This is a genomic window from Vibrio sp. Sgm 5 (assembly GCF_026241575.1).
In the GTDB taxonomy this organism is placed as follows: Bacteria; Pseudomonadota; Gammaproteobacteria; order Enterobacterales; family Vibrionaceae; genus Vibrio; species Vibrio jasicida.
Map to the genome: position 1 here is coordinate 41,656 of NZ_JAPHPY010000011.1, position 25,192 is coordinate 66,847.

A 25,192-nucleotide genomic window follows, 5' to 3' on the forward strand; every position below is an offset into this window, starting at 1 on the left:
CTATTTAGGTCGAAGTAATTACGGTAACTTAATGATAATTAGGGAAAGGTTTGCTCATTTAGTATCTGGAAGATAACATCAGTAACCAGAATAAACCTTACTCTTAATTAGAATCCAACTATGTTTGTCGATACCGTCAAAAGCGCTTTCTCATCATTAAGTGCAAATAAACAGGCTATTGCGAAAGCAACAGCGTTACCTATCCTTCTTTCTTTGATGCTGGATCTTGTACTTAACTCAGCACAAGGGGATGTGGCTTCTATCCTTGTTCAGGTCTTGATGGCTCTTTTATCTGCAATCGTTGCAATCAATGTTCATAGCATCATTTTGAAAGGTCCACAGTCTGTGCCGCAGTGGGGACGTTTCACGTTTGGAAAAATCGAAATGTGGTTTATCGGCCATTACTTGGTCATGACCGTAGTGGTGGTCGCTGTGGCTGCGCTTTTTGCGATGATTAATGTCGCCCTTGCTGCTATTGCGTTATTGGCGCTAAGTGTAGTGTGTTGTCGATTAGTCTTGGTTTTTCCAGCCATTGCGATTGGTAAAGGTGTTTCTTTCCCTTACGCTTGGAACCTTACCAAAGGCCATACTTGGTACATGATGAGCGTTGTGATTATAGTGCCGCTTCTGTTTGGTTTGGCTATGTCACCACTTGCGTTTTTACAGCTTCCTTTCTTAATGAGTCTGTTGAGTTTCTTGGTGACGATTATCGGTATTGCGATTCTTTCCAAAGCTTATGAGCAATTAAGTGGCTTTGATGGAGAAAGGTACTCTCAGCAGTCATTCTAAAAACGGTTGTTACGATAATCCCTTATCCTATAAGGCATAGAGATGATAAGAACGCTTCCTTTGTGAGGCGTTTTTTTGTGGCTCTTTGTAGGACTGTTGACTTCGTTTTGTAAGAATTTATTACAATTTAGATTTTTATAGTGATATAAAGCACACTTCTTTTGGGGGGCACTCTCGTTGTTTGTCCTCATTTTTTGGTCCATCAATAGGAAAAGGAAGGTGCTTTTTGCTCATTAGTCCGCCTTAGAACGATCTCTCAGATGCGTTTGCATCACTCCCTTCACCGTGCGCAATGCACCAACTAAGGCAATACGTTTATGAGAGAATTATGTTTAAATTTACAAAAGATACTTGGTTCAACAATGTTAAAGGAGATTGTTTATCAGGAGTTGTTGTAGCGCTGGCACTGATACCAGAAGCTATTGCATTCTCTATTATCGCAGGATTAGACCCTAAAGTTGGTCTATACGCCTCGTTTTCAATATGTGTCGTGATTGCGTTCACAGGCTCAAGGTCCGGAATGATTTCCGCGGCGACAGGAGCGATGGCGCTATTAATGACAACCTTAGTCAAAGACCATGGTTTACAGTATCTGTTGGCCGCTTCATTTTTCGCTGGCGTACTTCAACTGTTGATCGGTTATTTGAGGCTAGGGGATTTAATGCGTTTCGTCTCAAAGTCGATCATGACCGGGTTTGTAAACGCGTTGGCTATCTTAATTTTTATGGCGCAGCTGCCTGAACTAACCAATGTTTCTTGGCCTGTTTACGCACTGACAGGATTAGGGTTGGCCATTATCTACATGTTTCCTTATGTTCCGAAAATAGGAAAAATGCTACCTTCACCTTTAGTGTGTATCGTCGCAGTGACTGTGATTGCCCTAATGTTCAATATTGATATTCGGACAGTAGGCGATATGGGAGAGTTACCTGATTCACTCCCTGTTTTTATGATCCCAGATATTCCTTTTAACCTTGAAACACTCCAAATCATTTTCCCTTATTCACTAGCACTCTCTGTTGTTGGTGTGCTGGAGTCATTGATGACAGCTTCCATCGTGGATGAGCTGACAGACACGGAAAGTGAAAATAATGATGAGTGTAAAGGACAAGGGATTGCGAATATGGTCTCGTCGTTGTTTGGTGGTATGGCGGGTTGCGCTATGATCGGCCAATCAATGATCAATATTCAGTCTGGTGGACGTACGCGGTTGTCTACGTTATGCGCTGGTGTGTTTCTACTTATCATGGTGGTGTTTTTGGGTGACTACCTTAAACAGATCCCGATGGCCGCGTTGGTAGCGGTGATGATCATGGTTTCTATCAGCACATTTTCATGGAATTCGATTGCCGAAATGCGTAAGAACAGTCTGTCCACAAACCTTGTGATGGTTTCAACCGTGATTGCGGTTGTTGCGACGCATAACTTAGCAATAGGTGTGTTAGTCGGGGTGCTATTGGCGTGTGTGTTTTATGTGAACCAGAGTCGAACCCTAATGAAAGTGTCGGATGAGGTGATCATAGATAACGACCACACCATTCATAAAGTGCATGGGCAAATCTTCTTTGCTTCTGCGTATAGCTTTACGGATATGTTTGACTTCGATAATGCCACTAAGTACATCACGATTGATTTATCGGATGCGCATTTCTGGGACATCACGGCAATATCTGCGCTTGATAAAGCCATCATGAAGTTCCGAAAAGGAGGGGCGATTGTCGCAGTGAGAGGCATGAACGAAGCCACATTGGATATGATTGACCGTCATGCGGTGTATGACGATCCTGAAAAGCTTGCGAAGCAATCTGTCGGACATTAGAAACAAAAAAAGCAGCCAATGGCTGCTTTTTTAGAGACTCGTCATTTCAGAGACGTATTGTCTTAGAAACTGAATATGGGATTAGTTTACCCAGTCACGCAGTGTGAACGTTAGTTCGTGATCTGCGTTTTTCAGTACTAGACCGTCGTTAGTCAGAGTAACGTCGCTCCAATCAGAAAGCGTTTCAGACATTACTTTTTCAATCTTCATTTGATCGCCTACGCACATCATCATGGTCATACCCATTTTCTCAATGCGCAGTTGGTTGTCTTTCAGTTCTGCTTGACCGAAGAAGTTGTTACAACCTGCGTTGCCGTTCGCTGTTAGGTTTTCACCAATTTCTAAGCGAGGGGCTTTCTTTTGTTCTTCCGATGCAATGTTTTTGCCATCGATTTGAACCAGCTCCCAGTTATGGTGCTGTAGATCTTGAGCCGTAATTTCTTTCACATTATCACCGTTGCTAGCGCATGCAGTCATTAGAACTGGAAGTGAGATTGCTGCTACTAACGTTTTTAGGCTAAGCTTCATTTTATTGACTCCGTTTTTAGAAAACGTGGTAAGTATAGGTAATAAAACACTGTTTTTGTCAGCATACGGTTATGGTTTCGTATGTTTTTAAACACAGCGTATTTTATAACAGAGATCCCATTATCGGTATTGATATTCACCGAAAACTTAGAAATTTCTTACAGTTATTCGACTATTAACGTATTGGATTTAAACAAGCTAACGATAGAACGGTTTGAGCATGGAGCAACTGGAGTTTTTTACCGTCCCAAGTCCTTGCGTTGGAATTTGCACTTCCGACGAAAAAGGGTATTGCAAGGGATGCATGCGTAAGAGAGAAGAGCGGTTTAATTGGCTAAGCTTTACCCCTGCACAACAGTTACACGTGATCAAGCTATGTCGTCAACGCTATAGAAGAAAGGTATTGGCAGGGAAGGCAAAAGCAGAATCGCCACAGGATGGATCATCACCGCAGCAAGACTTGTTTTAGTTGATAGTGGGATTCAACTATTCCCGGCCCAGTCTGAGATACTTATCCATAAGAGCCGGGAAGCTCCTATCCATTTTCCACCTCTGAAAAAGTGGTTGGCGTTATTTCATTGACCATTGGTCACTGACCCAGCCTCCTGCTTGTTCGTCAAAGTGGCTTCCGGCGAAGCGGTGGTTTTGCTCCACCTCTAATCGACTGGTTGGCAGTTCATCCATCAGTTGATGAATATAGTTTGCCATGGGATCAGTACATGCTTCACGCTCTCTGCGAGTTACCACTTCTTTAATCAGTTGCAGTCTGTAGCTGTTGCTGGCTCGTTTCATTTTTGACCTCCAGAACTCGATGGCAGCAGTTTGAACACATTGACGTCCAGATCGCTGCTCATTGGCGTGCACGTGGAGGCACAACGCCGTCGTTTGAAGTCCTAAAGACAAATTGTTTGAGAGCAGTGTTTGTAACGCCATTCAAATCTTTCTCAGAATCATTAGCTGCGCGAATAAAAATGAATCGCGAAAGTTAGTCAATGAATCAGCTTATTTGAAAGACCTTATCAAACATAGAAGCCCCGCACATGGGCGTCAATAACACAAATGAACATTTTTTGAACGATTTATGAAGGGGCTGCTTTTTCAGGGATTTAGCACCAATAAAAAAACCGGAGCCACTTGGGCTCCGGTTGGTCTTAGAGTCAGTCTGACACGCTTTTGTTTCGATTGTTATGCAACCGAATGGCTGTCAACATCTAAGTGTAGACAAGGTCTCAGTAGATTAGCTACCTGAAGCAGGACAACCTTTCACAGCTTGACCGTTGCTGAAGTACTCGATATTGCTTAGATTCTTGTCAAAGTCTGCAGCAGAGATCTGAGGGTTGTTAACGAAGAACTCACGCAGTACAGAAGCATCTGTCATTTGAGTTGATTCAACATCGATCACTGGGTAATCATCACCACCAGCCGCGCTGAAGCTGATCACAGAGAACGTGTAAGTATCCGCTAGGTTGAAGCCCTTACCGTTGATGTCTGTGATAGTGACATCGCTTGCGTCACAATCAACAGATAGCGTGATGTTGTCTAGTTGAGCGTAAGCACCAGAGCCCGCAGATTTCGTTGCAACTACGTCTAGGTAATCTTTAATTTCTTGGCCGGTCATCGTTGCTTTGGTTACGAAGTTACCGAAAGGTTGTACGGTTAGTACGTCGCGGTAAGTAATATCACCAGCTTGGATTGAGTCACGTACACCGCCTGAGTTCATTACACCAAAGTCAGCCTCAACTAGCTCATAAGTGCGGTATGCCTCACCCAGTAGATGACCTAGGTTGGTTTGTTGTGAACGTACAACACTGCGGTCGCCTTCTAGCTTGCCGTCGGTTTCAGAAACTTTAACGTCAAGCAATTCTTGACCTTGATCTTGATAAGGTTGAAGTGTCGACTTCACGTCTGTATCAGCTTGGATTTCTTCGCCGATGAATTGGTAATCACCGTTTTCATCTTTAGCTTTAAGGTTTACAGGGATTAGCTGGTAACTTGCTAGGTGAAGTTTGTCATCGTAGTATTCGAAGTCTGCACGACCTACGTATTTACCCCATTCGTGTGCTTGCATGATCCAAGTGCCGTTTTGGCGATCTGGCATACAGTCATCACCCGGTTTGAAGTCTGCATAATCATTAGTGCCAGGTTCCATACAAACAGGATTTTGAGAGTGGCCGCCGATAATTGCATTTAGTTTGCCATCTTCTACCGAGCGAGCTAGTAGAACATCGCCAGGTGCTTCGCTGCCGTGTTGACCATCTTGGTAGTGGCCCATGTGCGTTGTTGCGAATACTAGGTCTACTTCTTCATTCGCTTCGATTTCAGCAAGCACTTTTTCGATTTCAACTTGTGGATCTTCAAAATATATAGTCGCAACGTTGTCTGGGTTTACCAGTTTTGCTGTGTCCTTTGTTGTAAGACCGATAACCGCCACTTTAAGGCCGTTAACCGTGAATACTTGGTAAGGGTCGAAGTAACGCTCGTCAGTCACTTTGCCGTCTGCATCTTTCTTGTAGATGTTTGCAGCTAGCATTGGGAAGTCAGCAAGTTCTGCTTGCATATTTAGGACTGATAGGGCGTTATCAAATTCGTGGTTACCAACGGCCATTGCATCGTAACCGATAAGGTTCATACCTACGAAGTCTGGCACGGCATCTTGCATGTCTGACTCTGGTACACCTGTGTTGATGTCACCACCAGATAGAAGAATGGTTTCACCACCGTTTGCTTCCACTTCCGCACGAATTGAGTCAATAAGCGTTTTACGTGCAGCCATGCCGTACTCGCCTTTGCTGTTTTCCCAAAAACGACCGTGGTTGTCATTGGTATGTAGAACAGTGAATTTAGTACATGATTCAGCAGTAAAACACGTGTTTACGTCACCACCAGGCTCTTGAACGATGATGGTCTCATCATCAGAACAACCGACCATGGCAATACCGACTGAAAGTACCAAGAGGGATTTGGAAAACTTCATAAGGGATCCTTTCTTTGTGATTTTGATTTTATTACGGCGTGAAATATACGGAATTAGTGTGAAACTTTAGTGATCTATATCTTATTTATAGTTTTGTTGAATAAAGGAAATAACAAGCCTGCAATGGATGTCGATAAATAAACAGAAATCGTATTTAGAAAGGTTTTTGCGAAGTGGTTTATTAAAATTGTGAGCAGCTCAATTGAATGTGTTTTCTTAGTGTGAATCAATACGCATTTTGGCGAGATATGAACCAAGGATTGATTATTATTTTACCAGATTCATGTTTTTATAATGTATGCGAAACATATAGTTAAGATTTTTCTGTACAGCATGTTGAGAGGTAGGGATGCTCAAAAAATCAGCCGCGCTCACAGCGGAAATCGATTGCTCTTGGCAAAAGCAGTTCACAACCATCGATAAAATGTACAACGGTTACTCTTACGACCCTGGATATTGGAAAAAATTTTCCGATAAGGCTGCGGTTTTTTTATACCAATCCGATGCAACGACGTTTATATCCTGTCCCGAAGAGCTATGGAATAAAATAAGACATTTTCAACCGAGTGAGATCGAACGGAAATTAAATAATAAGCAATTCTTCTGTGATTATGACGATGTCGACTACTATTTATTTAATGACGATAACGTCAACAATTATGACGAAATAATTCCGCTTACTATCGAATCCGATCTTTCATTACTTGAATTCTTTTTAAGCCAGAATAGTAGTGAGGATATAGAAAAAGCGGACTTTGAGCTGGATAGTCATTTCTTTTATGGCATCTTCGACAATGAAAAGCTCGTTGCGGTACTGGCGTCATATTGTTATCCGGGAAAGGAACCGTTTGAATCTTTGTCCATATTGGTTTCTCCATATGCGAGAGGGAAAGGGTATGGGAAGCGGCTGCTTGCTCACTTAGTCCGTGAGGTGAAGGCAAGACAGCGTAAAGTTAGGTATCGAGTAAACATTGAAAATACACCTTCAATAAAGTTGTGCCAATCACTGGGATTTGAAGCATACAGTCGTCAGAGAGTGTTTACTTAAGAGTTATAAGAAAGGCGCGCAATGGGATATACAGTAAGAAACGCACTAAGGGACGAAGCTAGGCTTATCGCCAAGATTCATGTCGATTCATGGCAAGTCGCCTATAAAGGATTGATGCCTGAAAGTTATATTTGTCAGTTTACTCTTGAGCGCAGAGAAAAGATGTGGACACGAGTGATGACAGAACAATTAGCAAATTTGATTGTGGTAGAGAAGGGTAAAGAGATAGTGGGTTTTCTCAGCTACGAGCTACCGAACCATTCTAGTGAGGATAAGACAGCAGTTGTCACTTGTTGTTATGTTTCGCCTCTTTACTACGGGCAAGGAGCGGGTAGTGCATTGATTGATGAGCTAGAAACGCGTTTGTTGTCCACACCGGTGATGCAAATCAGCCTTAAAGCGTTGGATACTAATCAACAGGGGCTGAACTTCTATAAAAAATGTGGCTTTGTGCGGTCAGGAGAGGAGGAGGCAGAGGTCATTGAGGGCATGGTGTTGAATGACCTCACTTTGGTGAAGTACATCGCACGAACATAGTTGGTTCGAATCCATGGCGCTCCCATGTTTGGGGCTCTCTTGTGTTTGGAGTTTGCGTGGGAATTTTCATCGGCCATATATAGTAAAACCCCGGAGATGGTAAGGCTCCGGGGTTTTGAATTTTTTAGATATCTCGGTTGGTAAGTCCGATAATCTTTTTATGCAAAAGGTTTGGATTTTATCCGTTAATTCCTTGGTAGGGAATTAGATACGGATGAAGTCCATGTGCTCAACTTTTGGCTTGAACGCGTGACGTTGAACGTCTTGTGGCTTAACTTTAACTTCAGCGCCGTCGATCACTAGAACGATACCTTCGTAGAACTCAGGCTTGTCCATTTGGTTAACGATCTCGTCGTGGTTAAGAACGATAGCAACTGCTGCTGCTTCACCGCCGTATACAACTGCAGGGAATTTGCCAGCGTGACGTAGGCGGCGGCTCGCACCTTTACCTAGTTCAGTACGTACTACTGCTTCGAATTTCATAGTATTTACTCTCAAATTAGTAAAAATTAAACTTCACGAACCACAATGCGACCTTGAGTTCGTGGTAAAGCTTGAAACAGGAACTGTTCAAGCGAGCGCGGATACTATCATCCTGGTCTGGGTTCAGCAACCATAAATGCACCCTAATCAATAAAAAGACAGCAATCTTTGGATAGTAAGAGTGCAAGTTTTATCGCTTAGATAAAAGTTTGTTCACTTTGAGGCGATTTTAACCTATTTACCTTCCTTTACTTGTATTTTTCTTCCCTTTCTCGACAGGCATCATTTTTGTGAATGGATAATCATCGACATCTGTTATTAACGAAATGAACGCAAAATGAATGCTGACCTCAGTAACCGTTAAGCCACTCGGTTCTATTCTTGGTCCAAAACCTAACGAGAGCATCAATGGAGCGCATTATGAACCCAGTCAGTATCGTGATTATTACCCTAAATGAAGAAAAACGTATTGGTCGACTACTCGAAGATTTAACTAAACAAACACATCAGAAATTTGAAGTGGTTGTGGTGGACTCGAACAGCGAAGATTTGACTCGTGAAGTTGCACAAGCTTACGAAAGCTCATTGCCGGAACTTACCGTTCATCAAATGGAGACTCGTGGTGTCAGCTTAGGACGTAACACGGGGGCAGAGTTGGCGAAATACGAACGCATTCTTTTCTTGGATGCAGACGTACGTTTGCCAAGCGATTTTCTAAGTCGTGCAATGAGCAAGTTAGAAGATGCGAAGTTAGAAGTGGCCGGTGTGTACATGGGGGCAAAGGAATTACCAATGGCGCACAAACTTGGCTATGGCTTGTTTAATACAGGCTTGTTCATTACCCAGTACACATTCCCAACCGCTGTTGGTGCGTGTATTTTCTCGACCAAGCGTGCGCATAAAGAGCTTAACGGTTTTGATGAATCCATCACGCTTTGCGAAGATTGTGATTACGTGAAACGCGCTTCAAAAACATGGCGATTCCGCTTTTTACCAATGACATTCGAATTCGATCCGCGTCGTTTGGAGCAAGATGGTTTCTTTAAAATGGGCATGACCTATTTCAAAGCGAATGTACGTCGATTCTTCTTTGGGGAAATGCGTAACAACGAAATGGAATACAAATTCGGTCACTATAAAGATCAACACTCATGATCGTTGGAGGCTGTATGCTGGAAGCAATCAGTCTGTTCTTCGGGGCATTTCTAGATGCGACGATTGGACCAAATCTCTTTGTTCCCGGTGAGCCGTTTTTGCTCGCCGCGGGCTATCAATTACACCAAGGCATCATCTGGGGCGTAATAGCCGTCCTCATGGGTGGTTGGCTTGGTGATCAACTCAGTTACTTTATTGGTAAACGTTCGGGCTCTAAAGCCCAGAGAAAGCTGATTCGTTGGCAAGCTAAGACGAAGCGCCCAATTGCCCGTTGTCGTTTGCTGATGAAAAAGTGTGGTAACGCCATTTTAATCTTTGCACGTCTACTAGGCCCAGTCGCTTGGGTCGTGCCATTTATGGCGGGTTCAGTGAACGTGAGTTGGAAGCGCTTTACCGTCTGTTCATCAATAGGTTTGATGCTCGGTGTTGGGCAATTTGTCATTGCTGGATACTTGCTTGCTGCAGGTTTACAAACTTGGCTACCACTGGATTCCCTAAAGTTAATCTTAATCGAACATAAACTTCTTATTGCTTCGGTATTGGTGGCTGTGACATTTACCGTTGTTGCGTGGAAAAAGAACTGGTCACGTAAATGGACCAAATCACTGACGGCACTAGTGTTGTGTTTGGTTGCTGCGAATTACGGGCATTTTTTCTATCTTGCTGACGATAATGTTGAGCAAGTCGAGTCCACTGAGATTCGACCAATCGCGTTTAACGAGCTTGGTTTTAAAGTGTATCCAGGACGTTCCAATGTGTTTGACGCTCAGGCCGTAAATTTGGTCTACGTCGGTGAATCACCGAGAACCTTAATGCAAGAACTCGGTTGGTTAGAAAATCAAACCTTCTCAAGAAACGACATTGAGTTGTCTAATTATGTGAGTTTGTTGAAGCAAAAGCTGCCACCTGTGTCGGATTTGTTTTGGAATGGCAAACCACAAGCGATGGCGTTTCAAGAACCCGGAAGCTTACTTAAGCGCTCGCATATACGCTGGTGGCAAGCAGGGCACGAAGCAAGCTCAAATCAATCGGTTTGGGTTGGGGCGATAAGTTACGATGATGGACTCAAATTAGCGCATTATTCCGGTATTGTGACTGTGTTGCATCGGATTGATCCCAATGTAGATAGTGAAAGAGACCGTTTGGCAAATCAAATCGAAATGAGTCATTTAGCCTTAGCAGGGGAATTGTATTCGTTGGCGCAACCTGTCGCGATGGACAATCAACATGACTATTACTCTGATGGGAATGTCTTGTTGATTAGCGAGCCTTCACTTGCTTTAAATGTGCCTAATCAGCAATCAGATACAAAAATGGCACCTAACGATGAAACATCGATAAGTGCCATTTCAGAGTTATCACCGGATGTGATTTAAGCTCGACTCTTTTGCAAAATAAGGGTGGCTTTTAAACCGCCCATTTTGCTTTGTGAAAGCTCAAGCTGGCCACGATAACTGTGGGCCATCTCACTCACAATATTCAGGCCTAAACCTGAGCCAGGGGTGGTTTCATCCAATCGGTAACCCCGTTTGATTACCTGGCATAACTGCTCGGCGGGGATACCAGGTCCATCATCCTCAATGATGATCTGAATGTTGTCTTTGTCTTGCGTAGAATGGACACGAATAATGCTCGCTGCCCATTTGTAACCATTCTCTAGTAGATTACCCACCATTTCATCAAGATCCGTTTTCTCAACGGCAACGTTCAACTCAGAATCAAGTTCATTGATTAATGTGACTTCTCTTACGGCATACACTTTATCGAACGCCATAGAGATCGCATCAACGCGTTCTGATGGGTTGGATTTTACCGATAGGATGTTCATAGAGCCGGCCATACGAGCTCGACCTAAGTGGTAATCAATATGTTGTTGAATCTGACTAATCGGCGCATTCAATCTCGTTTGAGTTTCAGGGGCTAAGCTCTGCACTTCGTTTTTTAACACGGAGAGTGGTGTTTTTAACGCGTGAGATAAGTTACCCGCGTGGTTACGTGCTCGTTCAAGTAGCTCTTGGTAGTGAAAGAGCAAGGCATTCAGATCGGAAATTAGAGGTGAAATTTCTTTTGGATACTCTTCTTCCAGCCCCTTCTTGTTGCCCGATTTGAGCTCGGCAAGCTCTCTTTGCAGCTTCGTTAGGGGACTCAATGACCAAGCGATCTGAAGCAAGATAACTGCTAAGACGCCGGCGAATAGCAAGCCTAATATAATCCACAATTGACCGGTGAGAGATTGAATAGTGTGTTCAATTGGATCTTCATCAACACCAATGATTATATCGATAGGACCGTTATAGTCGGGCAGATAAAGGGTTTTCTTTATGGTGATGAGTTTTTCATCTCGTGCACCAAACGCGTTTTTATCAAGCCCCTTATAAGTGATTTTTTTATCCCAAAGTGAACGTGAGCGTTCGAGGCTGGTCTCTGTGGAGGCGCTCCAGTATAAACCACTGTAAGGGCGACTAAAGCGAGGGTCGGAAAGTTGAGTAGAAAGAGAGAGTTGTCCCTTACTGTCAACTTCAAGCTGAGCGGCTATTTCGTCCATAAAGACATTTAATTGTGAACGAGTGTCATCCACCATGTAATGATAAACTTGAGTTGGAATTGTCACGCCGGCAGCGAGGATCATTGCGGTGAGCCAAACCACCGCTGCAAGCACTAAGCGGCTTTTAATACTTAGCCGCTTGAGAACGTGCATTGGCAGTTTGTTTTTACTCGGCATTCAACTGATACCCCAAGCCACGTACTGTCTTAATGATCTTTGGTGCGATTTTCTTACGAATACGACCGATAAAAACTTCGATGGTGTTGGAGTCACGGTCAAAGTCTTGTTTGTAAATGTGTTCCACCAACTCAGTACGCGAAATGACCTTCTCTGGGTTATGCATGAAATACGCGACCACTTTGTATTCCAATGCAGTAAGGCTAACCGCTTGTCCTTGCCATAGAACTTTCGAAGAACGCGTATCTAGGCTCAAATCCCCAATCTTCATTACTGGGGAGGCATTACCAGATGCTCGACGTAATTGAGCTCGTAATCGAGCCGTTAACTCCATCATTTCAAATGGCTTTGTTAAGTAGTCATCCGCGCCTGCGTTTAAGCCTTCAACGCGTTGGGATAGGGTGTCACGTGCACTGAGTATGACAACAGGGGTGTTAATGTTCTCATCTCGAATCCCCTTAAGTACTGTTAAACCGTCCAGTTTTGGCAGGCCTAAATCAAGCACGATCACATCCCACTCTTCAGACGTCGCGCGATAAAGCGCATCAATGCCATCTTGAGATAACTCAGGTACCCAACCATTGTTTTCTAAAGTTTCGATAATTTGTTCGCCTAGGCGAGGTTCATCTTCGACAACAAGTATTTTCATGTTCTTTCTTCTTATTATGTTTGATGGATTATTGCGGTTTGAGCGCTTTATTGAAGTTACGACCTTTGATTTCTAGCATTTCAAGCGTAGCAGCATCGTATTCCACTTTGATCACGCTGTCATCGAATAGGATTTTTAGCTCGTAAACCCATTCATCGTCATCTTCTTCCAACTCTACTTTAATAATACGCCCATAAAGATCATTCTCCACCGCTTCATACATATCAGAGAAAGGGCGAATATAGCCTTTCTGCACAGCGCGATAGACTTCGTCTTGATCTTCATCGAATTCAATTCTGGTTCCCGGTTTTTCAACGTCACGAACAATGGCGTGTCCATCTTTGTCGTGATGATGGTCACTGTGATCGTGATGATTCGCAAAGCTTGGCGCAGACAACAAAAGTGGCACTAAACCTAACAGCATGGGTAGCTTGCGTGTAATGAAGGATTTAGACATAGCAAAGCCTTTTTGGGAGAGTTAGCAAAATTATATCCGCTTGTACATGAATGGAAAGTGAATGTGGATTTAGGTGCAAAGTTTTCTGCGCTCGAACCGTTAAAAATATAAATTCCGTAATTTAAATAGCTTATAGAGAAAATTGACACTAATTAGGCAAAAGACGGGTTCGCGTTTTGCAACATGCCTATAAACAAAAACACAACAAATGTATATTTTTCGCGCAATATGCTGTTGATATAAATGTTACATATAATTGGTCTGGACAAATCATAGAGCACTTTAATTGGATAGCTCGGTGCAGTTCATAGTGTATGCATGGAGTTCTAGGATAAAGAATGCTTCTTTTTAAATTGTCGAAAAACTCATTAGTGATTTCGTTTTGCCTCTATATCGTCGTAGTTTCAGTGATGAGCGTATGGGCGATCAATCGCAGCGAAAAAGAGTTTGCCTCTATTGCGAACTATCTGGAACTTTATAAAAGTACCGCGGTATTAACTGGGCTACGAATCGAGTCTGATTTGAAGAACCAATCCGATGTAAACTTTACCCAACAACAAATAGAGAGCTCGCAACGAGTTAAATCTCTTAACGATGCAGAATTAACCCCAAATGAACGCATCGCGTTTTCTGCTCTAGATGACTTGTTTCGCTACAATAGAGAACTAACAGAACGACCTAACGTTCATATCTACTATCGTTCTTATGAGGGAAAGAAACTTATCTTCTCGAAAGCGAATGATGATCTTGCTATCGACGCATCGATGTTTGATCCCATGCTATGTAGTCAAACTCGTTCCTGTACTTTGAATATGCACGACTCAGACTTAGCGGATCGCGTCATCTTCTCGGAAAACTTCAATAACACAGAAACCGGTGAAACCGCATTCAGCATCTCCAGTCCCGTTTATTTAAATGGTCAGATTTTGGGAGATGTCGTTGTTGAAGTTTATGTGAACTACCATTTTTTAGATGGTCAAAGCCTCACATCAGAAAAAGTAAATGGGCATTACTATGTCACGATAGGGCATGATAAGTACCCTTTTTATGACCTTACTGGAGGATTAGTGCTACCTCTCGATAATACGAGCGTGGTTATCTATCAGCTTCCGGTAGTAAAGGTGCTGATCGATAATCTATGGGTGTTGTTGGTCGCTTGGGGGTTGGTGCGCACCTACCATCGATTGTATTCCTCTAATATAAGGCATCAAAACCACTTAGCGCATGCAATAAAAAATGCCAGCAAAGATGAATTGACGTCTCTACATAACCGGAAGGTGTTTGAAGATGAAGAATTTGAGCAGGTAATAAAACAAGGCCACTACTCTGTGATTTTGATTGACGGTGATAAGTTTAAAGAGATCAATGACAACCATGGCCACAATGCTGGTGACATGGCATTGATTCATATTGCTCGAACGATGCAATCTACGTTCCGTCAGAGCGATTGGTTGATTCGTTTGGGCGGAGATGAGTTTGTAGCGGTGATTCCTTCTTGTTCCTTAGAATCTGCGGAAAACTTAGCTTTACAACTCAAGGAGAACATCGTTGCCAAGCCTTTAGATCGTTATAATGTAGAAGTAAAAGTAACGACAGGTGTGGCCAAAGCAACAGGGAATGAATCCCTGATAGACGTTATCGAACTCGCTGACCGGGATATGTACCGCTCAAAATAACCGAGAGTTTTCAGTAATCATGTCGCGCCGTTGTATTCAATCTGGACGCGATAATGTGCCGATTACTGCTTTAATTCGTCTTCAAAAATCTTGTCTCGTAACTTCCAAAAACGACCAGACTTTCTTGCTATTACAAATTGAGGTAAGCGAAAGCGATGCTGATTCGCGACCACTTTGGTCGGGGAAGCCTCTTCAAATGGGCGATGTTTGTCGGCAAGGTGAGGACGCACAAACTGGTCTTTGAAGGTTTGCTTCTGTTTTTTGGTATTCAATGACCAAAACTCGTGTACCAGTGCATTGCCTTCGCCTTGATAGGTTTCACCAGAGTATGTCACTTTCAGTTGCGACTTACCGTCACTGGACTTAAATACCGACAAATCCATTTCTGTACATTCGAAGATCAGCGCATCTTTCAGGTTTAATGCTTCTTTGAGTTTTTTGTCTGGATCGACAAGGGTGGCATCGCACTCATGACAAATACGCGCCGCAATGTCGTTATCAGCGCCGCATTCACCGCAATATTTTGCTCTAAACCGATAACCACAATGCTCGCGTTCTCCGGTTTCGTCATCTTCAAAATAGCCTTGGCAGCGACGGCCAAAGTGCTCAAGCAAGAAACCATTGCTGTCTAACTTGCCCCAAAAGTTATTGTTGAACCCGCAAGCAGGGCAGGGAATAGTGATGATCTCGCTGGTGGAGTCTGGCTTTGGGTCGCCCACTTCTGGTTGGTATAAGTCATAGCTGTTACCGGCATAATCGAGCACTAAACATTCGGTTTTGCCTTCTGATAAACGCAGACCACGACCTACAATTTGCTGATACAAGCTGACTGATTCCGTGGGCCGTAGAATCGCGATCAAATCTACATGCGGTGCATCGAAGCCGGTTGTTAACACGGAGACGTTAACTAGGTATTTAATCTCACGGTTTTTAAACGACTGAATGATCGCATCTCGCTCTGGAGTTGGTGTATCACCAATCACAATGGATGTTTCCCCTTCAGGTAATAAACCATGAATTTCTTGAGCGTGTCGTACCGTCGCAGCAAATACCATCACACCTTGACGTTCTTTGGCGTATTGAATGATCTGTTCAACGATTTGTGGCGTGGCGCGTTTGGCTTTGTCGATCACCATATCCATTTCGGCTTCTTTGTATCGTCCAGTACTGGCTGGCTTAAGCTGCGAGAAGTCGTAGGACAGTACTGGCGCATCCATCATACGTGCAGGTGTTAAGAAGTTTTCATCCAATAAATAACGAATCGGTAGTTCGAAGATACAATCACGGAAAAAACGAGGTTCTTCGGTACGAACTTGTCCGCGAGTGTGGTATTGGTAAATCCACCCCATCCCAAGACGATATGGCGTTGCGGTTAAGCCAAGGACCTTGATACCTGGATTGAGCTCTCTTAGGTGAGTGATGACTTTTTGGTAGCTGCTGTCTTTATCATCGGGTACGCGGTGGCATTCATCAATGACCAGCAAGGAAAATTGGTTTTTGAATGAATCTAAATTGCGTACGACTGATTGAACGGATGCGAATACCACCTGTTGATCGGTTTCTTTTCTGCCTAAACCCGCCGAAAAAACTGAGCCTTTTAAATCGTAGCCTTCATACTTGGCGTGGTTTTGTTCCACCAACTCTTTAACGTGTGCGAGCACTAATACGCGTCCCTTGGCGAGTCTCGCAAGTTCTGCAATAACCAAACTCTTACCGGCACCTGTTGGTAGTACAATGACCGCTGGTGTGGTGTGTTTGCGAAAATAATGAATCACCGCTTTTACAGAGTCGGCTTGGTAAGGGCGAAGGGTGTACATGAAAATCTGTGAAATTGCTCAACTATTCTAATTAGGATCGCTATAATACCCGACTTTTATACCCAAGTGACTTTTGAGTGCGGTTTTACTTACCGATTGTTAGCTTAAATGGGCTTGGGCAGAGGTCATTTGGGTATAATTCAATGAGGTATTCATGCGTTTAGATAAATATTTGTGTGATGCTCTGGGTGCGACTCGCAAGCAGGCAACAAAGATCATCAAAAGTGGCGAAGTAACCATCAATGGTGAAGTACAAAAAAGTGGTTCTTTTAAAGTACCAGAAGGTGGTGTCGTCCAGTGGGATGGTCGTGACGTTGGTAAACCTGGCCCACGTTACATCATGCTATACAAGCCTGCGGACTTTGTTTGTTCGCATGAAGACGGGCATAACCCGACCGCTTTCGTTCTGCTCGATGAGCCGAAAGTAGAGAACTTGCACTTTGCTGGTCGTTTGGATGTCGATACGACAGGATTAGTTTTGATCACTGACGATGGCCAATGGTCTCATCGTATTACTTCACCTAAACACAAGTGTGAGAAAACCTATCGTGTTTGGTTGGTGGATGCGATTGAGCCAAACTACGTGGAGAAGTTTGCCCAAGGGATAGAACTTCGCAATGAACGTGAACCGACATTACCAGCACACTTGGAAATCGTGAACGAAGCCGAAAACGAAGTGCTATTGACGATTGTCGAAGGCAAGTACCATCAAGTGAAGCGCATGTTTGCTGCTCTTGGCAATAAGGTTGAACACCTTCACCGTGAGCGTATCGGTTCTATCGTATTGGATGAAGCTCTAGAGCCCGGTGATTACCGTGTGTTAACCGAAGAAGAAGTCGAATCGGTATTAAAGTAATTCTTTCTGATTGGAAATAATCGCTGTTCTGGGAAATTGTTTAGTTCTCGATAGGAACTAGTGTTTTGGTAGGAAATCACTCAGAATGGGGTTTCCTACCAAATTTGTGTTAATGACTGAACCAGTCATGTATTCGCTGCTCGTAAACGCAGGCTGAACTGTATTTAATCTGAGAAAAACCTTTTCTCTTGTTGGTCCTTACTGACGATAAGTACAGACGGTGTTAACTTCACCGCCTCTTCGTTTTAGCTCGGTTATATTGTCGCTGCGCATAATCATCATGCAGGTTTAAGCGTCGAGTTAGTCAAGACCGCCTTGGTATACTTTCGTCAGTAATGCTTAAGTGACACTAAAAAAGTGAAAAAGTACTTGAGCATCTGTATTTCTCAATAGTATGGATACTACGCACTGTTTTTTGTAACTCTGTTATGAAGCCAGTGTTCGAGAAGTGTCACTCATCTGTCTCAATCAATGTGGAATGTTGATGGGAGGACCACAACAAGAGGTAAATCAATGACAGAAAAAGCCCAAAGTGCTCCCCAGTCACAAATCAGTTTTTTATTGTTTCTTGTTCTCGGTGCAATCGGTGCATTAACCCCGCTTGCTATCGATATGTATCTGCCAGCTATGCCTACTATCGCGAAAGATCTAGGCGTGACAGCAGGGGCAGTGCAAATTACGTTAACGGCGTACACCGCAGGCTTTGCGTTAGGCCAGTTGCTTCATGGACCGCTAGCTGATAGCTATGGTCGCCGACCTGTACTCATTTTAGGTGTGTTCTTTTTTGGTTTGGCGGCGGTAGTTAGTGCAACTACAAATGGTATTGATGCTCTGACGTATGTACGTACTGCACAAGGTTTTGCAGGAGCAGCAGCTGCCGTGATCATCCAAGCTGTCGTTCGCGATATGTTTGACCGTGAAGACTTTGCACGTGCAATGTCGTTTGTGACCCTAGTTATCACTATTGCGCCGCTTGTTGCGCCTATGATCGGTGGTCACTTAGCGATTTGGTTCGGTTGGCGCTCTATCTTCTGGGTATTGGCTATCTTTGCTGTCGTAGTGATTTTGCTGGTGTTATGGATGATTCCGGAAACGCTAAAACCAGAAAACCGTCAGCCATTAAGATTCCGAACAACAATTCGCAACTATGCACGCTTGTGTTCAAATCCTGAAGCATTAGGTTTAATGCTTTCTGGGGCGTTCTCGTTCTCAGGTATGTTTGCATTCCTGACGGCGGGTTCATTTATCTATATAGATTTGTATGGTGTTCGACCGGACCAATTTGGTTATCTATTTGGTTTGAACATCGTGGTGATGATCATCATGACCAGCATCAACGGTCGTTTGGTGAAAAAAGTCGGCTCTCATACCATGCTTCGTTTTGGTTTAGCTGTGCAATTAACCGCGGGTATTGGTCTGTTTGTTGGTTGGATGTTCAACCTTGGTTTGTGGGGTATGGTGCCATTTGTCGTGCTGTTTATTGGTACCTTGTCTACGATTGGTAGTAACTCAATGGCGTTGTTGTTGAGTGGTTACCCAACCATGGCTGGTACAGCATCTTCACTTGCTGGCACCTTGCGTTTTGGTACTGGTTCACTTATTGGTGCGCTGGTTGCTGCAATGCCGAGCGGTGTTGCATGGCCGATGATCATCGTTATGTTTGCTTGTTCAGTGCTGTCTGCACTGTTTTATTGGACTTTAGGAAGAAAGGCGTAATGTCTAATTACACCAAAGAAATTCAACACTTGGTTAATTCTGCTCTGGAAGAACTGGATCAGGAACATCGTTCAGGTAAATTGGCGAATGCGCCAGTTGCTAACAATCATTACTTGGTTCGTTGGGTGACCAAAGCGCTAAAATCACAGCGTTTCGGTCGCACTGTTGGGGATGATTTAACGCGTTGGCAAAAAGCGGGTCGTTCAAAAGGGAACGATGCTGGCTTGCTGTTTATCTTCAAACGTATTTCTGCTTATTACGCACAATTCTTCCCAGAAGGCGAAGAACAGAAAGTGATCAAAGATTCAGACATTGAAGCGTTTTTGGATCTTATGGAGCAAGCTCAGTGGGAAGTGTCGACTTCTGAGCAACTGATTGGTTGTGGTAAAGTACAAATCTTCACTGAGGGTCAAAACTCTCTGGCGCTTTGTGCAGACCAATGTGAAAGCTGTTTTGATGGTGAAGTGCTTGCTAAACCGATGAGTTGGTTTGTTCGCGGTAACCACGCTGAATTTGTCGAGAAAGCAACGCAAGCTGGCTACATGGTCCATAAGGTGACCGATTACAAGTCAATGGTGAAATACCACGGTGAATACCTGATCTTCCCTGCGAATGAAGGTAATCAGCTGGCAGAGATCCCGTTGTCATTTAAAGCAGACTAGACCGTATTAAGCATCTCAATAAGTAATCGACTTTCACCTACAAGTGAGCGAAAAACGTTACTTATCGGAGATTACGGTTCTTTAAAGCGTACATACTGTGGTGTGTACGCTTTTTTGTTTTTGAGGGCCTGACATTTACTTCTATCGAGCGATTAAACAAACTTATGGCTGTGGTCGTAGAAATTCATGATGCGCTTCAGGGCCCAATCTCGATATCGGTCGGATTCAATTAAAATGTCATGCCTTGCATGAGGAATGCTTAAAAGCCTTGAACTGGCACAATGCTCATTGAAGAAGTCTTGGGCAGGCAAGGACACAACGTTATCCCCCTCCGGTTGCACGATTAAAATCGGCGTTTTAATGTCTTTGGCTTGAGCTAAACAATTTTTACCGGCAGCAACGGCTTCACTAATCCACTTAGGGCTAACACCGCCGAGTCTCAAGTTGGGATGGTTGCTCAACAAATCACTGTAGGCTTTAAAGCGATTAGGGCTACTTGTATGATCATTGCCTTCAAAGGTTTTGATCACAAATGCTGTTTGGGTAGGGGCGAAATTCGGTGTTTTCTGAAGTTGATTGATGAGTTTAATGGTGGCCGTTTGAATGCCGCCAACCACTTTGGGTAATTTGATACCAAACATTGGGCTTGTTAGGGCGCAAGCTTTAACGTTGTGATCATAACTCGCGAGGTATTGAGTTGCGACAGCACCTCCCATCGAGTGGGCGAGCATCATAACTTCGTCTTTATGTTGGCTCTCTACAACCTCTTCAAGAAACTGAGCTAAGTCTTCAACATAATGTTCAAATTGGTCCACGTGTCCAAGTTCGCTGTGTTCTGCCAAGCGTTGCGACTCTCCCTGACCTCGATGATCAAAGGAATAGATATTGAAGTATTGGCTGAGTTCGTAAATGACTTCTTTGTACTTCCAAAACGATTCATTTCGCCCCTGAACAATGACTAACGTTCTTGTATGGTTTTGAGGGTTCACGTTAATCCAAGCGATATCATTATTCATCGCACCTTTAAAGTAACCGCTCTTTCTGTTTTGCCATACGTCATCTATTTGATGGTGATAATCCTGCTTATGGTGGCTCAATTCCGAGGTAATGGGGTGATAGCGTTTATAGGGCTTGTGAGGAATATTGAGTTTTCTTCCTATGCTGGTCACAAACAAGCGGCCCAGTTGAGCGCCGTGCAAATAGTCGGCATCAAGTTGTTTTTTCGTACTCTCAACAACCGAAGATTGTAAGTTCCGCGCTGGAGAAATCTCGTAAATGTTTACATCATCAGGAGGAGAGGCGAGAAAGCGTCGAGTTTGTCGATAAGTTTCTTCGTGTTTGAGCAAAATAGCCGACAGTTCACTCATTGTTTTGGATGGCGCGCGCTTTAGCACTGCTTCTATTAAAGGATGATGTTCGTCAAAATCGATGGGCATCGTCCGGATCACGACGATGTGTTTGTAACCTCGACGATAAGCTTCTTCAACTGGGATTGGTGCAGAAACACCGCCGTCTAACCAACGTGCGCCATTAAACACAACGGGCTTTTTGTGCAGAGCGGGAATAGCACAAGATGCTCTCAGTACATCCTTCCAATTATCAACGGTGACATCAAAACACTCTGTCGTTAGGTTTCGTGCGTGTGTCGCGACAGCGACGACTTGCTTTGTTTTGAGTAAATCAGAACCTTTTTCCCAGTTTAACGGGATGCTTATCTCGGCATTGTCTACTAAAAAATCTAAGTCAAACCCTTCACCGTTGAGCAAGTATTTCGTGAGTTTAAAGAACTCAGGGCGTCGTGTTGTTTCTGTGATGATTTTGTAAGCATGCCCTTGATGCCCACAGATGTACGAGGCGAGGTTGAGAGAGCCAGCAGAAGTACCAATCAGCAAATCAAAAGGATTGAAATCAGCATGTAGGAAGGCATCTAACACGCCTGCAGTAAAAATGCCTCGCTGGCCGCCACCTTCTGTCACCAAAGCGATCTTATCGACGTGTTGCTGACGAAGCATAAAGTTATCGTGGTGTTTACTGCTAATGATGTATCGATTGCCCATTGTGATTCCAAAATCTGCTTAACGTTATAGTCACTAAGTTCAGAACAAAGCCGGTCTAAAAAGGTATGAGCTAAGAATAATATGGAGATTGTACTGAAATAAATTCAATTAAATTTACAGAGTGTTAATCAATATAGAACCTTTTCAATAGCACTCTCAAATAGCCTTTATCTGCTTTGTTTGAAAGTGCTATGAGAGGCCAAGCGCAATGGGGCGTTACTCCCGCTCTAGATGCTCTGCTTTTTTGGCGATCGCTTTTACCATACCTTTGAAGATGAATAGGTGTGCTGGCATCATCGCAAACCAGTAAAGCAAACCAGGGAAGCCTTGCGGGTGCCACCATGCGGTGATATCGAATTCGCGCTCTTCGCCATCGTCTTTGATTGTAATTTCTAAACGACCAAGTCCGGGACCTTTCATACCGAAAAACAGTGAGAGGAACTGGTTCTCTTCGCAGCGAATGACCTTCCATGAATCAATGAAATCACCTACTTTGAGCTCTGGCCCCGGTGGTGAAACTCGAATGGGTTTTCCTCCACCAAAGAAGATATCAAGCCACTCTCGGGTGCGCCAAAGGATGTTGGCAAAGTAATAGCCTTTTTCAGGGCTCCCGATCTTTTGTGCGACTTTCCAAAGTGATTCTGCAGAAGCTTTTGTCTTAATGCTTGCTCCTGCCTGTTTTGGATAATACCCGTAGCCCGGTTGCCAACGTTTGAGAGCTGCTGGTTCAAACCCCCATACGTTACTGCGCACAAAAGTTCCTTCCGTAGCGATGGTGTCCGCTACGGACTGTTCATAGCTGATTAGCTCTTGTGGAAATCGTTCGTGAATGGCTTTGGTATTGGCAATGTAATCGTGCTCTAAACCAGCAAGCAGAGCTTTACCAATACTTGTGGGAACTGACGTCACAATGGCTAACCAATACGATGCCATTTTGGGTGTTAGCAGTGGCGTTGACCACAGTCTGTAAGGTTTCTTCGTGATTTTACAAATGACTTCAAATTGCTCGCGATAACTTAATGTATCCGGCCCACCAACTTCATAGATTTCACTTTCTGTTGGTTTGGTTTCTGCCAGTTCCAGCAAATAGTGATTGAGGTTGGGTAGGGCGATTGGGTTAGCTTTGGAGTCGACCCACTTAGGCGCAATCAGAATCGGCAGGTTATAGACGAAGTCACGCATGATCTCGAATGCCGCAGACCCTGGCCCAATAATCACGCCTGCGCGAAGCTCGGTAACAGGAACACCGGCTTGACGAATGATCTTCCCCGTCGCTTTACGTGCTGCTAAGTGTTGAGAGTTGCCGGTTTGAGGCTGAATCGCACTCAAATAGATCACGTGTTCTACGCGACTTTTCTCAAGCGCATTTTTAAAGTTCTCTGCGAGGTTTAACTCGTACTCAACAAAGTCGTGACCTTGTGCCATACCATGCACAAGGAAGAACACCAAATCAAAATCATTTACGACTTCAAGCGTCGCTTCTGCGTCTGCGAGGTCTAAATAAGTGAGAGTGAGATTAGGGTGTGGCTGAGTTCGAGATTCTAAATAGTCAATATGACGAACTGCTGCAGTGACAATGTAACCTTTATCGATCAGTTGTGGAAGAAGTTGAGAGCCTATGTAGCCGGAAGCCCCGAGTACCAACACCTTTTTCATTATGAATCCTTTTATTACTGGTGGATTAGTCACCACTGGGTATAATCATGAGACACTTTTCCCGTTCTATCAATAAGTTGTCGTCGGAGCGAGCATGACTTTTTTCTCACAATTGGTTATTCATGCTGATAAGTCGTTTTTACGTCGACTATTTGCCATCGCATTACCCATAACTTTACAGAGCATGATGTTCTCCAGCCGAAGCTTGGTGGACGTACTGATGCTCGGTCAATTGGGAGAGGCTGAAATTGCTGCGGTCGGCGTTGCGGCAAGAGCGACATTCGTTACGACCATCATGCTCCTTGGCGTCACAACCGGCGGGGCGTTGTTAACAGCGCAGTACTGGGGAGCGGGAAACAAAGTAGGTGTAAGGCAAAGTACGTCGTTGACGTGGATGATCTCCATGGTTTTCGCTGCCCTTACGGTGGTGTTGTTCGTTCTGTTCCCAGAACCAATCATGCGCCTGACAACGGATTCGGAAGAGGTGATTCGACTTGGTGCTGATTATCTCGTTATTTCATCGGTTAGTATGTTTGCTGTAGCCTGTGTCGCAAGTATGGCTGTCGGTCTTCGAGCCATGCATCAACCAGGGCTTAGCACCTTTTTCAGTGGCATCGGCATTCTGTCCAACATCTTCCTTAACTGGGTGCTCATTTTTGGTCAATTTGGCTTTCCTGCAATGGGTATTAAAGGGGCTGCCATTGCCACCGTTATCAGTGGTGCTATTGAAGTAACTTGTTTATTCAGTTACCTGTGGTTTAAAAAACACATCATTGCGTTTTGTTTGGATGATATTCGTGCCAGCTTGGTGTTGGATAAAATTACACGTTTCTTGAAGCTCTCTCTTTCGACCACATTTAACTTCCTTGCTTGGGCGGGTGGTTTGTTTGCCTATCATGCGATTATGGGGCAAGCAGGCGTTCAAGGTTTAGCGGCATTGTCAGTAATGACGCCGGTAGAGTCAATTGCTCTAGCTATGATGATTGGTTCATCTAACGCTGCTGCAGTATTGGTGGGCAATCAATTGGGAGCGAAGAACTTTGGCCCTGTTTATTATCAAGCTTGGGCGACGGTGATCCTCAATGTGGCGATTGCTATCGTGGTGGCGATTTTACTTCTGTTTTCTAACCAACTTATTCTCGACGCCTTCAGTGCGTTGACACCAGAAACGCGCCACCTAGCTGAACAGTTTATGGTGATTCTTGCCGTCGGCGTGGTTCTTCGCTCTGTTCCTATGATGGCCATTGTCGGTGTGCTTCGTGCGGGTGGGGATGTGAAGTTCTGCTTGTACCAAGATCTGATTGCGCAATGGGTGATTAGCATTCCTCTTGCCGCCTTTGGTGCTATCTACCTAGGCTTTGAACCACAATGGGTTTACTTATTGTTTTTAACCGAGGAAGTGGTTAAGTGGGGGACATGTTTACACCGCATGGCGAGTAAGAAATGGATGAAAAATTTGATCGATGCTTAAGAAGGGTCGCGAGACAAGTTGCATTTGTAGTCTGATAGTGTGATCAACTATTCAAATTACTTCCTACCAACCGGATTTTAGTGTAGATTCTGATTCCAATTTTTAAACACCATTTGAGCG

Annotated in this window: 22 protein-coding genes; 12 read left to right on the forward strand and 10 right to left on the reverse strand. The window is 43.9% G+C overall.

The genetic code is table 11. The features are described 5' to 3' along the window. The first annotated feature begins 120 nt into the window (after positions 1-120). Positions 121-789: a hypothetical protein gene (locus OQJ86_RS08525; RefSeq protein WP_265987475.1), complete on the forward strand. Its 669-nt coding sequence runs from the start codon at positions 121-123 to the stop codon at positions 787-789. 328 nt (positions 790-1,117) lie between these two features. Next, positions 1,118-2,608: a SulP family inorganic anion transporter gene (locus OQJ86_RS08530; RefSeq protein WP_265987477.1), complete on the forward strand. Its 1,491-nt coding sequence runs from the start codon at positions 1,118-1,120 to the stop codon at positions 2,606-2,608. Between the two features lie 81 nt (positions 2,609-2,689). On the opposite strand, the gene OQJ86_RS08535 is transcribed toward OQJ86_RS08530, so the two are convergent. Then, entirely contained in the window at positions 2,690-3,136 is a 447-nt protein-coding gene (locus OQJ86_RS08535) for an META domain-containing protein (RefSeq protein WP_038874586.1), read from the reverse strand. A gap of 220 nt (positions 3,137-3,356) precedes the next feature. On the opposite strand from OQJ86_RS08535, the gene OQJ86_RS08540 reads away from it, so the two are divergent. Continuing rightward, positions 3,357-3,605, forward strand: coding sequence for a DUF1289 domain-containing protein (locus OQJ86_RS08540; protein WP_080774337.1), 249 nt, complete (start codon positions 3,357-3,359; stop codon positions 3,603-3,605). 101 nt (positions 3,606-3,706) lie between these two features. Here the strand turns inward: OQJ86_RS08540 and OQJ86_RS08545 are convergent, their stop codons facing one another. After that, positions 3,707-3,928 (reverse strand): hypothetical protein, encoded by a 222-nt coding sequence (locus OQJ86_RS08545; RefSeq protein ID WP_038868743.1) that lies wholly within the window; start codon positions 3,926-3,928, stop codon positions 3,707-3,709. A gap of 445 nt (positions 3,929-4,373) precedes the next feature. After that, positions 4,374-6,110, reverse strand: coding sequence for a bifunctional UDP-sugar hydrolase/5'-nucleotidase UshA (ushA, locus tag OQJ86_RS08550; RefSeq protein ID WP_265987481.1), 1,737 nt, complete (start codon positions 6,108-6,110; stop codon positions 4,374-4,376). 349 nt (positions 6,111-6,459) lie between these two features. Here ushA and OQJ86_RS08555 point away from each other — a divergent pair, with 349 nt between their 5' ends. Both OQJ86_RS08555 and OQJ86_RS08560 read left to right on the forward strand, forming a co-directional pair. After that, positions 6,460-7,158, forward strand: coding sequence for a GNAT family N-acetyltransferase (locus tag OQJ86_RS08555; protein ID WP_265987483.1), 699 nt, complete (start codon positions 6,460-6,462; stop codon positions 7,156-7,158). 21 nt (positions 7,159-7,179) lie between these two features. Then, entirely contained in the window at positions 7,180-7,695 is a 516-nt protein-coding gene (locus tag OQJ86_RS08560; RefSeq protein ID WP_038868738.1) for a GNAT family N-acetyltransferase, read from the forward strand. A 204-nt stretch (positions 7,696-7,899) separates the two neighbouring features. Here OQJ86_RS08560 and rplY read toward each other — a convergent pair whose 3' ends face one another. Next, entirely contained in the window at positions 7,900-8,178 is a 279-nt protein-coding gene (gene rplY, locus OQJ86_RS08565) for a 50S ribosomal protein L25 (RefSeq protein WP_038868737.1), read from the reverse strand. Between the two features lie 420 nt (positions 8,179-8,598). Here rplY and OQJ86_RS08570 point away from each other — a divergent pair, with 420 nt between their 5' ends. Both OQJ86_RS08570 and OQJ86_RS08575 read left to right on the forward strand, forming a co-directional pair. Continuing rightward, positions 8,599-9,333, forward strand: coding sequence for a glycosyltransferase family 2 protein (locus OQJ86_RS08570; RefSeq protein WP_265987484.1), 735 nt, complete (start codon positions 8,599-8,601; stop codon positions 9,331-9,333). A 14-nt stretch (positions 9,334-9,347) separates the two neighbouring features. After that, positions 9,348-10,709: an LssY C-terminal domain-containing protein gene (locus tag OQJ86_RS08575; RefSeq protein ID WP_265987485.1), complete on the forward strand. Its 1,362-nt coding sequence runs from the start codon at positions 9,348-9,350 to the stop codon at positions 10,707-10,709. Here the strand turns inward: OQJ86_RS08575 and OQJ86_RS08580 are convergent. From OQJ86_RS08580 to OQJ86_RS08590, 3 genes are read right to left on the reverse strand one after another with little or no spacing between them, the layout of a single operon-like run. Further along, positions 10,706-12,055: an ATP-binding protein gene (locus OQJ86_RS08580; RefSeq protein WP_265987486.1), complete on the reverse strand. Its 1,350-nt coding sequence runs from the start codon at positions 12,053-12,055 to the stop codon at positions 10,706-10,708. The two genes, OQJ86_RS08575 and OQJ86_RS08580, sit on opposite strands and share 4 nt — an antisense overlap. After that, entirely contained in the window at positions 12,045-12,704 is a 660-nt protein-coding gene (locus OQJ86_RS08585; RefSeq protein WP_038868732.1) for a response regulator transcription factor, read from the reverse strand. Before OQJ86_RS08585 ends, OQJ86_RS08580 begins: the two co-directional genes overlap by 11 nt. A 28-nt stretch (positions 12,705-12,732) precedes the next feature. Further along, entirely contained in the window at positions 12,733-13,161 is a 429-nt protein-coding gene (locus OQJ86_RS08590; RefSeq protein WP_265987487.1) for a PepSY domain-containing protein, read from the reverse strand. Between the two features lie 338 nt (positions 13,162-13,499). Here OQJ86_RS08590 and OQJ86_RS08595 point away from each other — a divergent pair, with 338 nt between their 5' ends. Further along, a complete protein-coding gene (locus OQJ86_RS08595) occupies positions 13,500-14,837 on the forward strand; it encodes a GGDEF domain-containing protein (protein WP_265987488.1) in 1,338 nt (445 codons plus the stop codon). Positions 14,838-14,899: 62 nt separating this feature from the next. Here OQJ86_RS08595 and OQJ86_RS08600 read toward each other — a convergent pair whose 3' ends face one another. Beyond that, positions 14,900-16,654, reverse strand: a complete 1,755-nt coding sequence (locus tag OQJ86_RS08600) for a DEAD/DEAH box helicase (protein ID WP_042601805.1) — start codon at positions 16,652-16,654, stop codon at positions 14,900-14,902. A gap of 154 nt (positions 16,655-16,808) precedes the next feature. Between OQJ86_RS08600 and rsuA the strand changes: the two genes are divergently transcribed. The 3 genes from rsuA (at position 16,809) to OQJ86_RS08615 (ending at position 19,888) form a co-directional block, all read left to right on the forward strand. After that, positions 16,809-17,510: a 16S rRNA pseudouridine(516) synthase RsuA gene (gene rsuA / locus OQJ86_RS08605; protein ID WP_265987489.1), complete on the forward strand. Its 702-nt coding sequence runs from the start codon at positions 16,809-16,811 to the stop codon at positions 17,508-17,510. A gap of 513 nt (positions 17,511-18,023) precedes the next feature. Beyond that, a complete protein-coding gene (locus OQJ86_RS08610) occupies positions 18,024-19,226 on the forward strand; it encodes a Bcr/CflA family multidrug efflux MFS transporter (protein ID WP_265987490.1) in 1,203 nt (400 codons plus the stop codon). Then, positions 19,226-19,888: a DUF2913 family protein gene (locus OQJ86_RS08615; protein ID WP_038868724.1), complete on the forward strand. Its 663-nt coding sequence runs from the start codon at positions 19,226-19,228 to the stop codon at positions 19,886-19,888. The genes OQJ86_RS08610 and OQJ86_RS08615 overlap by 1 nt, the downstream gene beginning before the upstream one ends. A gap of 152 nt (positions 19,889-20,040) precedes the next feature. Here the strand turns inward: OQJ86_RS08615 and OQJ86_RS08620 are convergent, their stop codons facing one another. Next, positions 20,041-21,945 (reverse strand): alpha/beta fold hydrolase, encoded by a 1,905-nt coding sequence (locus tag OQJ86_RS08620; protein ID WP_265987492.1) that lies wholly within the window; start codon positions 21,943-21,945, stop codon positions 20,041-20,043. Between the two features lie 216 nt (positions 21,946-22,161). Further along, complete coding sequence (locus OQJ86_RS08625) at positions 22,162-23,601, reverse strand: DUF2867 domain-containing protein (protein ID WP_265987493.1); 1,440 nt, start codon at positions 23,599-23,601, stop codon at positions 22,162-22,164. A gap of 94 nt (positions 23,602-23,695) precedes the next feature. Between OQJ86_RS08625 and OQJ86_RS08630 the strand changes: the two genes are divergently transcribed. Further along, positions 23,696-25,072: an MATE family efflux transporter gene (locus OQJ86_RS08630; protein WP_265987494.1), complete on the forward strand. Its 1,377-nt coding sequence runs from the start codon at positions 23,696-23,698 to the stop codon at positions 25,070-25,072. Positions 25,073-25,192 lie beyond the last annotated feature (120 nt).

Coding starts and splice junctions, on each gene's coding strand:
- OQJ86_RS08525 (WP_265987475.1), top strand. CDS start 121: ATGTTTGTCGATACCGTCAAAAGCGCTTTCTCATCATTAAGTGCAAAT.
- OQJ86_RS08530 (WP_265987477.1), top strand. CDS start 1,118: ATGTTTAAATTTACAAAAGATACTTGGTTCAACAATGTTAAAGGAGAT.
- OQJ86_RS08535 (WP_038874586.1), bottom strand. CDS start 3,136: ATGAAGCTTAGCCTAAAAACGTTAGTAGCAGCAATCTCACTTCCAGTT.
- OQJ86_RS08540 (WP_080774337.1), top strand. CDS start 3,357: ATGGAGCAACTGGAGTTTTTTACCGTCCCAAGTCCTTGCGTTGGAATT.
- OQJ86_RS08545 (WP_038868743.1), bottom strand. CDS start 3,928: ATGAAACGAGCCAGCAACAGCTACAGACTGCAACTGATTAAAGAAGTG.
- ushA (WP_265987481.1), bottom strand. CDS start 6,110: ATGAAGTTTTCCAAATCCCTCTTGGTACTTTCAGTCGGTATTGCCATG.
- OQJ86_RS08555 (WP_265987483.1), top strand. CDS start 6,460: ATGCTCAAAAAATCAGCCGCGCTCACAGCGGAAATCGATTGCTCTTGG.
- OQJ86_RS08560 (WP_038868738.1), top strand. CDS start 7,180: ATGGGATATACAGTAAGAAACGCACTAAGGGACGAAGCTAGGCTTATC.
- rplY (WP_038868737.1), bottom strand. CDS start 8,178: ATGAAATTCGAAGCAGTAGTACGTACTGAACTAGGTAAAGGTGCGAGC.
- OQJ86_RS08570 (WP_265987484.1), top strand. CDS start 8,599: ATGAACCCAGTCAGTATCGTGATTATTACCCTAAATGAAGAAAAACGT.
- OQJ86_RS08575 (WP_265987485.1), top strand. CDS start 9,348: ATGCTGGAAGCAATCAGTCTGTTCTTCGGGGCATTTCTAGATGCGACG.
- OQJ86_RS08580 (WP_265987486.1), bottom strand. CDS start 12,055: ATGCCGAGTAAAAACAAACTGCCAATGCACGTTCTCAAGCGGCTAAGT.
- OQJ86_RS08585 (WP_038868732.1), bottom strand. CDS start 12,704: ATGAAAATACTTGTTGTCGAAGATGAACCTCGCCTAGGCGAACAAATT.
- OQJ86_RS08590 (WP_265987487.1), bottom strand. CDS start 13,161: ATGTCTAAATCCTTCATTACACGCAAGCTACCCATGCTGTTAGGTTTA.
- OQJ86_RS08595 (WP_265987488.1), top strand. CDS start 13,500: ATGCTTCTTTTTAAATTGTCGAAAAACTCATTAGTGATTTCGTTTTGC.
- OQJ86_RS08600 (WP_042601805.1), bottom strand. CDS start 16,654: ATGTACACCCTTCGCCCTTACCAAGCCGACTCTGTAAAAGCGGTGATT.
- rsuA (WP_265987489.1), top strand. CDS start 16,809: ATGCGTTTAGATAAATATTTGTGTGATGCTCTGGGTGCGACTCGCAAG.
- OQJ86_RS08610 (WP_265987490.1), top strand. CDS start 18,024: ATGACAGAAAAAGCCCAAAGTGCTCCCCAGTCACAAATCAGTTTTTTA.
- OQJ86_RS08615 (WP_038868724.1), top strand. CDS start 19,226: ATGTCTAATTACACCAAAGAAATTCAACACTTGGTTAATTCTGCTCTG.
- OQJ86_RS08620 (WP_265987492.1), bottom strand. CDS start 21,945: ATGGGCAATCGATACATCATTAGCAGTAAACACCACGATAACTTTATG.
- OQJ86_RS08625 (WP_265987493.1), bottom strand. CDS start 23,601: ATGAAAAAGGTGTTGGTACTCGGGGCTTCCGGCTACATAGGCTCTCAA.
- OQJ86_RS08630 (WP_265987494.1), top strand. CDS start 23,696: ATGACTTTTTTCTCACAATTGGTTATTCATGCTGATAAGTCGTTTTTA.